Here is a 13059-nt window from a genome sequence, read left to right as displayed (position 1 = left end):
CATGAACTCCCTCCTCTCCGGGTCACTGGTGTCCCTCGCCGTGACCTCCCTCTCCTTTTCCCCGGTGCCCGCCGCGGGTTCCCCGGTGTCCGCCGTGGGTTCCCTGGTCCCCGGCGCGGGCGAGGCGGGCAAGATCGCCGCTATGGCCGTCGCGGCCGTCGCCGGGCAACAGGGAGTGCAGCTGAGCGGCAAGGCCGCCGCCACCTCGAACTCCCTGTACCGGACCGGCCAGATCTCCGGCACCAGGTGCCGGGCCGGCCGGATCATCGCGGGGAACGCGGCCTCCTACCGGCGCTTCATGACCCGCGTCAACCGCTGCCTCGGCAGGACGTGGGCTGCCCAGTTCAGGAAGGCCGGCCTGCCCTTCAGCCAGCCGACGCTGCGCTTCGTCACCTCCCGGGTGAGCAGCCCGTGCGGCAGGTGGCCCACCGGGGCGGGCGGCTACTACTGCTCCAGCAACCGCACCATGTACATCGGCGTCACCCGCAGGGTGCTGCAGAACCCCTACGCCCCCAACCACGCGCAGTTCATGGCCCACGAGTACGCCCACCACCTGCAGCAGCTGGCCGGCATCCTGCCGTACTACGGCCAGAGCGCCTGGCAGGCCCGCACCGGCGTCAGGCTCGCGCTCTCCCGCCGCCTCGAACTGCAGGCCGACTGCCTGGCCGCGGTCTTCCTGCGCGGGGCCGCCCGGGATCTGGAGGTCACCCGGGAGCACTGGGAGGCCATGCTGGAGTGGACCACCGAGAACGGCCACAAGACCTGGCCGACCAACGACCACGGCAAGGGCCGCAGCCAGGCGTTCTGGATGCGGCGGGGCTTCGACTCCGGCTCTCCGGCCTCCTGCAACACCTGGACGGCCTCCAGCCGCAGCGTCTCCTGAACCCGCCCGCCGCATTCCCGAGGCGTACTGCGAGCGCCCTGCGAGCGCACCGTGCCGCCGATCGTGCAGGGACCGCGGGATCGCCGCGGTCCCGTCACGATCCGGCGCGGGCGAGGACCTCCAGCGGGTCGGCCAGGACCTGGGCGAAGGCCAGCTCGGCGGCGCCGATGAGGGTGGCGTCGTCGCCGAGGGCGGAGGTGCGAAGGCGCAGGTGCTCCCGCACCGGGGGAAGCGCGTCGGTCGTGATACGGCTGCGCACCTGGGCTGCGGAGCCGAGATAGACCTCGCGGAGCGTGCCGCCGAAGACGACCATCTCCGGGTTGAAGATGTTGACCAGGTTGGCGACGCCCAGCCCGAGCCAGTCGCCGACCCTGCCCAGCGCCGCCTGGGCGACGATGTCGCCGCGGTCGGCTGCGTCGACCACGGCGCGGACCGCGTCGCGGCCGATCAGGGCGCCGGACCCGTTGTACGGCTGGGCGCTGTGGTTCTCGAAGCGCCCGGCGGCCTCCAGCAGGGCCCGCTCCCCCACCTCGGCCTCCAGGCATCCGAGCGAGCCGCACCCGCAGGAGCGGCCCTTGGGGTTGACGATCATGTGCCCGACCTCGCCGCCGAAGCCCTGGTGCCCGCCGAGCAGGGTCCCGTTGACGATCACGCCTCCGCCGACGCCGACATCGCCGTGGAGGTAGATCAGGTCGCGGCATCCGACGCCGACACCGCGCGTGTGCTCGGCCATCGCCCCGAGGTTGGCGTCGTTGCCGACCGTCACGGGCAGGCCGAGCCCGAGGCGCCGGGCCATCTCCTCGCCGAACGGCACGTCCTCCGCCCCGTCCATGTTCGGCCCGAACCGGACGACGCCGTCCTCACGGGCCACCCCGCCGGAGAAGGCCGCGGCGGCTCCGACGCAGACCGTGTCCGGCCGGGTCTTGCGGTGCATCTGCCGGGCGAAGGCGGCCAGCGGCCCGACGACCTCCTCCATGACGAAAGGGCCGCGGCGCCGTACCGTCTCGCGCCGGTCGAGGACCACGCCGCCCAGTCCGACGCGGGCGGCGACCAGCCGGTCGACGCCCACGTCCAGGGCGAACACGTAGACCCGTGCCGACTCCGGCCGGACCACCAGGGAGGGGCGTCCCGCGCGTCCGGTCTCGCGCGGCAGCTCCTCCCTGACCAGACCGGCGGCGGTGAGGTCGGCGGTGAGGGCCATGATGGTGCTGCGGTTGAGCCCCATCCGGCTGGTGAGCTCCGCCCGCGAGGTAGGCCCGCCCAGATGAACGTGACGGAGCAGGGCGCCGAGATTGTGGCGCCTGATCTCCTCTTGGGAGGGACCGGCTCGCATCGCGTGGCGTTCCTTAGGTCGGTCGGAGTCGTGGATCACCCTAGACCAGTTGCGGCGGCACGCCTGCGGGACAGCGCGTCCACGCTCGCGGCCAGGAGCAGAACGGAACCGGTGACGATGTACTTCACGCCGGAGCTGTAGCCCATCAGGCCCATGCCGTTCTCGATGACCGCGACCACCGCGCCGCCCAGGACCGCGTCCAGGACACGGCCCTTGCCGCCGAAGAGGCTGGTGCCGCCGATGACGGCCGCGCCCACGGCGTACAGCAGCACGTTGCTGCCGCCGGTGTTGGGGTCGACCGAGGCGCCACGGGAGGCCGCGATGATGCCGCCGACCGAGGCCAGGGTGGAACAGAGCACGAACGCGGTGATCTTCATCCGGTCCACGTTGATGCCGGCCCGGCGGGCCGCCTCGGCGTTGCCGCCGACGGCGTACAGGTGACGGCCGTACCCGGTGCGGCGCAGCACGAAGGTCAGCACCAGCAGGAGGACGACGATGATCGGGACGACGACCGGCACGCCCTTGAGGGAGACGACCGCCGCGTTGCGGCTGCGCTCCAGGTTCAGGAAGTAGACGGCGAGCCCGCCCAGGACGGCCAGCGCCCCCACGCGCACCGCGATCAGCGAGATGGGGTCCGCGGTCAGGCCGCGCGCGGTCCGCTTGCGCGCCCGGATGAGCTGGACCGCCGCGTAACCGACGACCCCCAGGATCAGCAGAGCCCAGCCCCACACCGGCGGCAGGTTCTTGTTGGCGATCGCGAGGATCGTCTCGTCCCGGATGGAGATGTTCGTGCCGCCCTTGACCAGCAGCAGGACCAGGCCCTGGAAGGCGAGGAAGCCGGCCAACGTCACCACGAAGGAGGGGATGCCGAGCTTGGCGACCAGCGCGCCGAGGGTGGTGCCGATCGCGGCGCCGGTGAGGATGGCCGCGAGCACCGCGACGTACCAGGGCTGGCCCTGGTCGGTGAGCAGGATCGCCAGCACCGCGGCGCAGACACCGCTGGCGAAGCCCGCCGACAGGTCGATCTCGCCGAGGAGCAGGACGAACACCAGACCCATGGCGATCACGGTGACGGCCGCGCCCTGGGTGAACAGGTTGGCGAAGTTGCCCGCCGTCAGGAAGGAGGGCCGCAGGATCGAGAAGACTGTGCAGAGCACGATCAGGCCGAACACCGCGGGCAGCGCGCCCATGTCGCCGCCGCGGACCCGCTCGGCGTAGCCGCGGACGTTGGAGGCGATCGAGGGGGACTCTGGCTTGCTCTCGATGGTGGTGGTCATGCCGGAACTCCGTTGGTCAGGCCGAGGTCCCCGCTCCGGCCGGAGGTGATCAGTTCGACGACCTGCGCGTGGGTGACGTCCGAGGTCTTCACCTGGGCCGCCATCCGGCCGAGGTAGAGCGCGGCGATCCGGTCGGACACGGCGAACACGTCGTTCATGTTGTGCGAGATGAGCACGACGGCCAGGCCCTGGTCGGCCAGGCGGCGGACCAGCTCCAGCACCTGCGCGGTCTGCGCGACACCGAGCGCCGCGGTGGGCTCGTCGAGGATGACGACCTTGCTGTTCCAGAGCACGGCCTTGGCGATCGCGACGGTCTGCCGCTGGCCGCCGGAGAGGCTGGAGACGTGCTGGCGGATGGACTTGACGGTCCGGACCGACAGGCCCTCCAGCGTCTTGGCCGCCATCTCCTCCATGGTGTCCTCGTCGAGGACGATGCCGCGCTTGTGCTCACGCCCCAGGAACATGTTCTGGACGATGTCGAGGTTGTCGCACAGCGCCAGGTCCTGGTAGACGATCTCGATGCCCAGGGCGGCGGCCTCGCGCGGGCTGTGGACGTGGACGGGCTTGCCCTCGAAGAGGTACTCGCCCGAGTCGATGGGGTGGATGCCGCCGACGCACTTGACGAGGGTGGACTTACCGGCGCCGTTGTCGCCGACCAGCGCGGTCACCTCTCCGGCGTGGACGGAGAAGGCGACGTCGTGCAGGACCTGGACGGGACCGAAGCTCTTGTCGATCCCGCGGAGTTCCAGTACGGGGGTCATATGGGGCTCCTCAGGTGCGGCGGGGTACGGCCGGCGGAGGGGACGCCGGCCGTACCCCGCCTGCGCGTTACTGGATTCCGGCCTCGGTGCACTTGGCGGCGAAGTCGCCGGTGCACAGCTCTTCCTTGGTCACGAACCCGTCGGTGACGACGTCCTTGACGTTCTCGAAGTAGATGGCCTGCGGGTCGAGCAGGACCGCGGGAACGTCCTGGCCGCTCTCGGTGTCCTTGACCGTGCCGCTCGCGGCCGGCTTCTCACCCTTGGCCAGGCCGATCGCGAGCGCGGCGGCCGCGTCGGCCTCCTTCTTGATCGCCTTGTAGACCGTCATGCACTGGTCGCCGGCGAGGATGTTCTGCAGACCCTGGACGGTGGCGTCCTGGCCGGTCACCGGCACCTTGCCGTTGAGGTTGTTCTTCTTGAGCACGGTGATGGCGGCGTTGCCGAGGCCGTCGTTGGCGGCCAGCACACCGGCGATCTTCGGCTGCTCGGTCAGCATCTGCTCGAAGATCGTGGCGGCCTGGGCGTTGTCCCAGTCCGGAACCGACTGGTCCGGGCCCTTCTCGTACTCGCCCGCGTCGAACTTGGGCTTGAGCACGCCGTCGTAGCCGTTCTTGAACAGGGTGGCGTTGTTGTCGGTGGGCGAGCCGTTGAGGTAGGCGACGATCGGCTTCTCGGCCTTCTTGTCCGTGAGGCACTTGACCAGGCCCTCACCCTGCAGGGTGCCGACCTTGGTGTTGTCGAAGCTCACGTAGTAGGAGGCGCCGCCGTTGAGGGTCAGGCGGTCGTAGTCGATGGTGGCCACGCCCTGGGCCTTGGCCTTGTCGAGCACGGCCTTGCCGGTGCCGCTGTCCAGGTTGACGATCATCAGGACCGTGGCCCCGTTGGTGATCATCTGGTCCGCGATGGTCTGGAACTGGTTCTTGTCGCCCTGGGCGTTCTGGATGTCGTAGGCCACGCCCGCGGCCTTGAACGCCTCCTCCAGGTACTTGCGGTCCGCGGTCTCCCAGCGGGCGGAGGACTTGCTGTCCGGCAGGATGACGCCGACCTTTCCGGCGGCCTTGCTCTCGGCCGGGGCGGCGCTGCTCTGGGCGCTGGTGTCGCCACCGTCGCTCCCGCATGCGGCGAGGCCGAGAGTCATCACCGCGGCGGCGGCGGTCAGGCTGAGGATCCCCTTGCGCATGGTGCACGGGTCCTTTCTTCGAGAACTTCGAGAAGTGGGGGGTCGGAAGTGCGGCATGCCGAATTCATCGGAACGGCCCGGCCGGGTTACGGCTCACCGTCCCGTTGAATGTTGTTTGCGGCAACGTATTCCGCCGTGGCCAGGAACGCCAGACCCTCCAGAGGGAAAGTTTGTTGTGGCCGGTAACAATCCAGAAACGCGGGCTTAACCCACGGTGCTCTGGATGATCAGGCCCAGCGCGGAAAGCGCGGCCACCATGAGGATCGCGGCCCTGACACGCCCGCCGTCGAGATAGCGGCGCAGCGGGCCCGACAGGAGGAAGCCGACGACCAGGAACGGGATCAGCACGGCCCCGAAGCCCAGCGCCCGCGCCGGCAGCCGCCCCAGGACGGCGAGGATGACCATGGACTGCGCGGCGCTGAGGAAGAAGAACATAGCGAGGGTGGCGCGGATCTGCGGCCCCTTGGCGTTCTGGTAGACCAGGGCCATCGGCGGCCCGCCGATCCCGGTCGCGGTGCCGGTGATCCCCGAGACGAGACCCGCCCCCGTCAGGGTCGCCGGAGTGCGCGGTACGGCCGCCGCCCGCACGGTCAGGGCGACGGCGACCAGCACCATCACGCCCACCAGGACGCCCAGGGCCCGGGTGGAGACGTAGACGACCACCAGGCCGCCCAGGAGGCTGCCGGGCAGCCTGCCCAGCAGCGCGAAGCCGAGCCCGCGCCAGTCCACCCGGCGCCACTCGACCATGAGGGTGAACAGCGGCAGCGTGACGTTCACGACCTGGATCGCCCCGGGGACCACGGAGGGCGCCAGGATCGTGATGATCGGGGCCGCCACCAGCCCCAGCCCGAACCCGACCGCCCCCTGGACGATCGCCCCCAGGAGGACCGCCAGGCCCGCCAGAACGACCACTGCCGCCTCGTCACCCATGGACGCGACCGTAGCGCCGCCCCGGACCGGGCCCCGTCCATGATGCCGTCACCCGGACCCCGCCGCCCTGGACCCCGCCGCCCTGGACCCCGCTCCCCGGGCCGGGCCGCGCTCCGGGCGTGACGGTCCGGGCATGACGGTCCGGGCATGACAGAGCCACCCGGCGGCGGTGCGCCGCCGGGTGGCTCGTGTCTGGGGTGTCTCCCCGATATGGGCGGGACCCCGAGGGGCCCCGTCCCCCCGGCTCAGCTCTTGGCGAGCAGGGAGCGCAGGACGTACTGCATGATGCCGCCGTGGCGGTAGTAGTCGGCCTCTCCCGGCGTGTCGATGCGCACGACCGCCTGGAACTCCTTGTCCCCGGCCTTCACCGTCACGGTCCTCGGGATGCCGCCGCCGTTGAGCTCCTCGACACCGGTGATGTCGAAGGTCTCCTCACCGGTCAGGCCCAGGGAGGCGGCGCTCTCGCCCTCGGGGAACTGCAGCGGCAGCACGCCCATGCCGATCAGGTTGGAGCGGTGGATGCGCTCGTAGGACTCGGCGATGACGGCGCGCACGCCGAGCAGCGCGGTGCCCTTGGCCGCCCAGTCGCGCGAGGAGCCGGAGCCGTACTCCTTGCCGGCCAGGACGACCAGCGGGATGCCCGCGGCCTGGTAGTTGGCCGAGGCGTCGTAGATGAAGCTCTGCGGGCCGCCCTCCTGGGTGAAGTCGCGGGTGTAGCCGCCCTCCACGCCGTCGAGCAGCAGGTTCTTCAGCCGGATGTTGGCGAAGGTGCCGCGGATCATCACCTCGTGGTTGCCGCGGCGCGAGCCGTAGGAGTTGAAGTCCCTGACCTCGACCCCGTTCTCGCGCAGGTACTCGGCCGCCGGGGTGCCCGGCTTGATGGAGCCGGCCGGGGAGATGTGGTCGGTGGTGACCGAGTCGCCGAGCTTGGCCAGCACCCGGGCGCCGGAGATGTCCTTGACCGGCTCCGGCTGGGCGGGCATGCCGTCGAAGTAGGGGGCCTTGCGCACGTAGGTCGAGGCCGGGTCCCACTCGAAGGTGTTGCCGGTCGGGACCGGCAGCGACTGCCAGGTCTCGTCGCCCTTGAACACGTCGGCGTAGTCGCGCAGGAACATCTCCTGGTCGATCGAGCCGTTGACGACCTCGGAGACCTCCTCCGGCGACGGCCAGATGTCGCGCAGGTAGACCGGGCCGTCGACGCCCTCGCCGAGAGGCTCGTTGTTCAGGTCGATGTCCATGGTGCCCGCGAGCGCGTAGGCGACCACCAGCGGCGGCGAGGCCAGGTAGTTCATCTTCACGTCGGGGTTGATCCGGCCCTCGAAGTTGCGGTTGCCGGACAGCACCGCGGTGACCGCGAGGTCGTTCTCCTGGATCGCGGCCGAGATCTCCTCGTCCAGCGGGCCGGAGTTGCCGATGCAGGTGGTGCAGCCGTAGCCGACCAGGTTGAAACCGATCTTGTCGAGGTACGGCTGCAGGCCCGAGCGCTCGAAGTAGCCGGTGACGACCTGCGAGCCGGGGGCCAGGGAGGTCTTGACCCACGGCTTGCGGGTCAGGCCCTTCTCCACCGCCTTCTTGGCCAGCAGGGCGGCGCCCATCATGACGTACGGGTTGGAGGTGTTGGTGCAGCTGGTGATGGCCGCGATGGTCACCACGCCGTGGTCGATCTCGAAGCTGGTGCCGTCGGCCAGGGTGACCGGGACGCGCTTGTGCGGGCGGGTGCCGTTCAGGTCGGCCGCGTGCGGCTTGTCACCGTTGCTGTCGTGGCCGATCGCCGGGGAGTCCGAGGCGGGGAACGACTCGGCGGACGCCTCGTCGGCCGGGCCCTGGATGCTCGGGGCGTAGTCCTTGACGGCGGCGCGCCAGGCCTGCTTGGCGTCCGACAGGGCGATGCGGTCCTGCGGGCGCTTGGGGCCGGCGATCGACGGAACCACGGTGGACAGGTCCAGCTCGATGTACTCGGAGAAGACCGGCTCCTCGGCCGACGGGTCCAGCCACAGGCCCTGGGCCTTGGCGTAGGCCTCGACCAGGGCGACCTGCTCGTCGGAGCGGCCGGTGAGCCGCAGGTAGTTGATCGTCTCGCCGTCGATCGGGAAGATCGCGCAGGTCGAGCCGAACTCGGGGCTCATGTTGCCGATGGTGGCGCGGTTGGCCAGCGGCACGCTGGAGACGCCCTCGCCGTAGAACTCGACGAACTTGCCGACCACACCGTGCTTGCGCAGCATCTCGGTGATGGTGAGCACCAGGTCGGTGGCGGTGGCGCCGGCCGGGAGCTTGCCGGTCAGCTTGAAGCCGACCACGCGCGGGATCAGCATGGAGATCGGCTGGCCGAGCATCGCGGCCTCGGCCTCGATGCCGCCGACGCCCCAGCCCAGCACGCCGATGCCGTTCTCCATCGTGGTGTGGGAGTCGGTGCCGACGCAGGTGTCGGGGTAGGCCTTGCCGTCGCGGATCATGACCACGCGGGCCAGGTGCTCGATGTTCACCTGGTGCACGATGCCGGTGCCCGGCGGGACGACCTTGAACTCGTCGAAGGCCGTCTGGCCCCAGCGCAGGAACTGGTAACGCTCGCGGTTGCGCTCGTACTCCCGCTCGACGTTGCGCTGGAAGGAGTCGGGACCGCCGAAGAAGTCGACGATGACCGAGTGGTCGATGACCATCTCGGCCGGGGCCAGCGGGTTGATCCTGGCGGGGTCGCCGCCCAGGTCGCGCACGGCCTCGCGCATGGTGGCCAGGTCCACCACGCAGGGGACGCCGGTGAAGTCCTGCATGATCACGCGGGCCGGGGTGAACTGGATCTCCACGCTCGGGGCCGCCGACGGGTCCCAATGACCCAGTGCCCGGATGTGGTCGGCGGTGATGTTGGCACCGTCCTCGGTGCGCAGCAGGTTCTCCAGCAGGATCTTCAGGCTGTACGGGAGGCGCCCCGACCCCTCGACGGCGTCCAGCCGGTAGATCTCGTAAGCCGCGTCTCCGACGCGGAGCGTGTCACGGCTGCCGAAGCTGTTCGCGGACACGATTCGCCTCCCTCATCACCATGTCGTCTGCACGCCTCGCCTGCGGGGCGCAACTGAATCCTGCCGCACCGCGGAAGTGCCCACGTCAGTTAGGTATGCCTAACCGGCCGCCCTCCGCAGGTTGCAGCGGTTGTCTCGACGTCAAGATATCCCCGTAGATATCTCGACATCAAGTTACTTACCAGTATGGTCAGAGGGGCGCCAGGCGCCAGTACAGAAGTCCGAGAACGACGACGGAAAGTACCGGGGCGAGAAACTTCTGCTCGAAGGCGCGGCCCGTCTTGATGCCGATCTTCCACGGCAGCAGCCAGCGCTGCTTCATAGGCCACAGGACCGGGCAGCCCTTCTCGGTGCAGCAGTCCCCCACGACGTGCACCAGGCACCCGAGCGCGACCGCGAGCCCCAGCCAGGCGTAGCCGACGTTGTCGGAGCGGAACACCGCGAACAGCCCGGCGGTCATGGCGATGTTCACCATCGCCGAGGCGAACTTCTTGCCCGGGATCCCGATGCCGATCGCCCGCAGCGCCAGGCCGATCAGCAGCACGACGAGGATGTCCCGGCCGATCGGCTGGCTGTTCGCCAGATAGTGGGCGCCGAACCCGGCCCCGACCGCGAACAGCAGCGAGTGGGTGGCGTTGCGGTGCCCGCCGGCCAGCCAGTTGACCCCCTTGCTCAGCGCCCAGGTGACGGGCCCGAAGGTCTGCGCGATCGTGGCGCTGGGATGGTCGAGGTCCGGGAGCATCGCGGCCCCGGCGCAGATCAGCGCCCCGGCGACGAACTCGGCCGGGCTGAGCGCGTTCACCATGACCCCGGTCTCGACGAACCTGGAGGAGTCGGTCAGCAGCGGCAGCGCGGCCAGCGTCGGCGCCACGCCGAGCCAGGCGATCGCTCCCGTCAGCGCGTGCGTGTGCCCCATCAACGCTCAATCACCACCAACAAGATCACGGTGGGTGACTGTACGGCAAAGCCGACCCGAAGGACAGACGACGGCGGCAGACGCACCGGATGTGCCGCGTCCCCCGGGATCGCGGCGGGATTCCCCATGTCCACGACAGGTGAACGGACGGCGCGGGCGGTTGGTGCCCGCCGGGACGGGCCGGGCGGCCGATCGGGTCCCCGGAGCCGACACGGGGCCGCATGCTGCGGAAACGACAGACGGGACCGTTCCGCACCGAAAGCACCCCCCAGCCCTTCCGGCACGGAACGAATCCCGTCTATGTCATTTGTAACGCCTAGGTCTCGGTGCTTGTTCCGAAATCCGCCGAGAATCCAGTGATCTATCTCACTTATTTTTTCCGGGGACCGGTAAGTCACCCTCCGTGACCGCCCATGAGAGGACAGTCCACACGAAAAGGGGGTTGGCAGTAGAACACTGTCGATATATCTTTGAAGAGTCGAGAACGATCGAAGGTCGATCGTGCACAGATCTTCAGAAGGAGAACGCCATGACATCCGCACACGCGATGGGCGGCCACTGGGGGATGCACCCCCGCCAGATGCGCCGCGAGATCAAGCAGGCCATGGAGGCGCTGCGCACCATGGCCGAGGGCTGGCAGCAGGCCGGGACCCGCCACGGAGGACCGCCGGGTCACCACGGCCCGCACGGCCCTCATGAGGGCGGGCCGCACGAGCGCCGTCACCGCGGTCACCGTGGCCCGGGCCCGTGGGGCGGCGGGGGCTTCCCGTGGGACTGGGGCCGCGGGCCCTGGGGCGGTCCCGGCGGTCGCGGCGGCCCGTTCGGACGCCCGCCGTTCGGCCGCGGGCGCAAGGCCAAGCGGGGCGACGTGCGCGCCGCGATCCTCGCCCTGCTGTCGGAGGAGCCGCGCAACGGCTACCAGATCATCCAGGAGATCGCCCAGCGCAGCCAGGGCGGCTGGAAGCCCAGTCCGGGCGCGGTCTACCCGGCGCTGCAGCAGCTCACCGACGAGGGCCTGGTCCTGTCGGAGGAGAGCGACGGCCGCAAGACCTTCCGCCTCACCGACGCGGGCCGGACCTACGTCACCGAGCACCCCGACGAGGTGCGCGCGCCGTGGGAGGAGATGACGCCCGACGTCGACGACAGCACCTGGGAGCTGATGGACCTGGGCCGCCAGTCCGCCTTCGCCATGCTGCAGATCCTGCAGACCGGCACCGAGGCCCAGATCCGCCAGGCCAGGCAGCAGCTGATCGAGACCCGCCGCAGGCTCTACCAGATCCTCGCCGACGGCGACCCCGGCGAGGAGTGAGGACCGGAGTGAGCATGATCCCCGGCGATGACCTCCGCATCGGAGACGCGGAGCGCGAAGCGACGATGGCCGCCCTGCGCGAGCACTACGCCCAGGGACGGCTGACCCATCAGGAGCTCGACGAGCGCCTCGGCCTGGCCCTGACCGCCCGCACCGGGCGCGAGCTCGCGCTGGCCCGGGAGGACCTGCCCGACCTGTACGGCGCCGCGGACCGCACGGAGCGGCGCCCCGGTGACCAGGCGGGATGGAAGGCGCAGTGGCACGGCGACCGCGACGCGTGGAGAGCGCAGTGGCACGCCGACCGCGACACGTGGAAGGCGCAGTGGCACGGCGACCGCGACGCCTGGAGGGCCCAGTGGAAGGCGCAGCACCACGCGGCCCACGCGGCATGGAAGGCGCAGTGGCACGCCGACCGGGCGGCGTGGAAGGCCCAGTGGAAGGCACAGTGGCACGCCGACCGTGACGCCTGGAGGGCGCAGTGGCGGGCGGAACGGGCCGCCCGGCACGGGCACGCGGGCCGACACCACCACCCGGCGCGCAGGGGCGGGCCGCCCATCGTGCCGCTGCTGTTGCTGGCACTGTTCATCGCGGTCGTCACCGGCGGCTTCGGGATCCTGAAGTTCGTGCTCCTCGCCTGGCTGGTGATCGGCCTGTTCCGGATGGTGCACCACCGGAGTCACGCCCGGCGGATCAGCCGCTCCGGCGCCCCGTGAGACGGGCCGGCCCGCACCGCGCGGCCGGCCCGCAGATCGCCTGACGGACCACGCCCGGCGGGTCCGCAGAACACCTGACGGACCACGGGAACGCCTGGCGGGTCCGCAGAACGCCCGCGACGGGACCGGAGACACCTGGCGGGCCCAGGGCACTCAACCGGCCGGGGGAGAACACCCGGCCGGTGGGACGCTCACGCCTCGGGGCGGCCCAGGGACTCCCTGAGCCGCCGCATCTCCCCCGCGATCCGCTCCAGGGACCAGTGGGCGTTCAAGCCGCTCGGGTTGGGCAGCACCCACACCGCCGCGCCGCCGATCTCCTCCGCCTGGGGCCCGATCGCCGCCTTCGGCCGCCCGAACGCCGTGCGGTAGGCGGTCACCCCCGCCACCGCCAGCACCCGGGGCCGAACCTCGGCGACCAGCCGCGCCAGCCGTACCCCGCCCTCGCGGTACTCCTCCTCCGACAGCTCCGCCGCCTGCGCGGTGGGCCGGGCCACCACGTTCGTGATGCCCAGCCCGAAGGAGGGCAGCAGGTCCTGCTCGGCCGGCGACAGCAGCCGGGGCGTGAAGCCGGACCGGTACAGCGCGGGCCAGAAGCGGTTGCCCGGGCGGGCGAAGTGGTGACCGGTCGCGGCGGAGTACAGGCCGGGGTTGATCCCGCAGAACAGCACGTCCAGCGAGGGACCGAGCACGTCCTCGATCGTCCGGTCCCTGGCGGCCTCGATCTCGGCTCTCGTGGGAGGCAT

General features: G+C 70.7%; 11 protein-coding genes. 3 read left to right on the top strand and 8 right to left on the bottom strand.

Features of this window, described 5'->3' with window-relative positions:
* The first annotated feature begins 1 nt into the window (after window position 1).
* Window positions 2-883 carry a neutral zinc metallopeptidase gene (locus Psi01_RS06690; RefSeq protein WP_204063047.1) on the top strand — a complete coding sequence of 294 codons (882 nt, stop codon included), beginning with the start codon at window positions 2-4 and terminating at the stop codon, window positions 881-883.
* 94 nt (window positions 884-977) lie between these two features.
* Here the strand turns inward: Psi01_RS06690 and Psi01_RS06685 are convergent, their stop codons facing one another.
* The 7 genes from Psi01_RS06685 to Psi01_RS06655 form a co-directional block, all read right to left on the bottom strand.
* The gene (locus Psi01_RS06685; protein WP_204063046.1) at window positions 978-2216 is read right to left on the bottom strand and encodes an ROK family transcriptional regulator; all 1239 of its coding nucleotides are present in this window, start codon (window positions 2214-2216) and stop codon (window positions 978-980) included.
* 35 nt (window positions 2217-2251) lie between these two features.
* A complete protein-coding gene (locus Psi01_RS06680; RefSeq protein WP_204063045.1) occupies window positions 2252-3493 on the bottom strand; it encodes a sugar ABC transporter permease in 1242 nt (413 codons plus the stop codon).
* A complete protein-coding gene (locus Psi01_RS06675) occupies window positions 3490-4254 on the bottom strand; it encodes an ATP-binding cassette domain-containing protein (protein WP_204063044.1) in 765 nt (254 codons plus the stop codon). The genes Psi01_RS06680 and Psi01_RS06675 overlap by 4 nt, the downstream gene beginning before the upstream one ends.
* Window positions 4255-4321: 67 nt before the next feature.
* A complete protein-coding gene (locus Psi01_RS06670) occupies window positions 4322-5434 on the bottom strand; it encodes a sugar ABC transporter substrate-binding protein (protein ID WP_204063043.1) in 1113 nt (370 codons plus the stop codon).
* Between the two features lie 204 nt (window positions 5435-5638).
* Window positions 5639-6364 (bottom strand): sulfite exporter TauE/SafE family protein, encoded by a 726-nt coding sequence (locus Psi01_RS06665; protein WP_204063042.1) that lies wholly within the window; start codon window positions 6362-6364, stop codon window positions 5639-5641.
* Between the two features lie 245 nt (window positions 6365-6609).
* Window positions 6610-9378 carry an aconitate hydratase AcnA gene (gene acnA, locus Psi01_RS06660; protein WP_204063041.1) on the bottom strand — a complete coding sequence of 923 codons (2769 nt, stop codon included), beginning with the start codon at window positions 9376-9378 and terminating at the stop codon, window positions 6610-6612.
* 190 nt (window positions 9379-9568) lie between these two features.
* Window positions 9569-10294 carry a metal-dependent hydrolase gene (locus Psi01_RS06655; protein WP_239127201.1) on the bottom strand — a complete coding sequence of 242 codons (726 nt, stop codon included), beginning with the start codon at window positions 10292-10294 and terminating at the stop codon, window positions 9569-9571.
* 529 nt (window positions 10295-10823) lie between these two features.
* On the opposite strand from Psi01_RS06655, the gene Psi01_RS06650 reads away from it, so the two are divergent.
* Window positions 10824-11603 carry a PadR family transcriptional regulator gene (locus Psi01_RS06650; RefSeq protein ID WP_204063039.1) on the top strand — a complete coding sequence of 260 codons (780 nt, stop codon included), beginning with the start codon at window positions 10824-10826 and terminating at the stop codon, window positions 11601-11603.
* A 14-nt stretch (window positions 11604-11617) separates the two neighbouring features.
* Entirely contained in the window at window positions 11618-12316 is a 699-nt protein-coding gene (locus tag Psi01_RS06645) for a DUF1707 SHOCT-like domain-containing protein (RefSeq protein ID WP_204063038.1), read from the top strand.
* 191 nt (window positions 12317-12507) lie between these two features.
* On the opposite strand, the gene mug is transcribed toward Psi01_RS06645, so the two are convergent.
* Window positions 12508-13059 carry a G/U mismatch-specific DNA glycosylase gene (gene mug, locus Psi01_RS06640; RefSeq protein ID WP_204063037.1) on the bottom strand — a complete coding sequence of 184 codons (552 nt, stop codon included), beginning with the start codon at window positions 13057-13059 and terminating at the stop codon, window positions 12508-12510.

Source organism: Paraplanobispora siamensis, assembly GCF_016863175.1.
In the GTDB taxonomy this organism is placed as follows: domain Bacteria; phylum Actinomycetota; class Actinomycetes; order Streptosporangiales; family Streptosporangiaceae; genus Planobispora; species Planobispora siamensis.
Note: the sequence above shows the minus strand (reverse complement) of the source record. Positions and strands in the feature narration are given on the sequence as shown.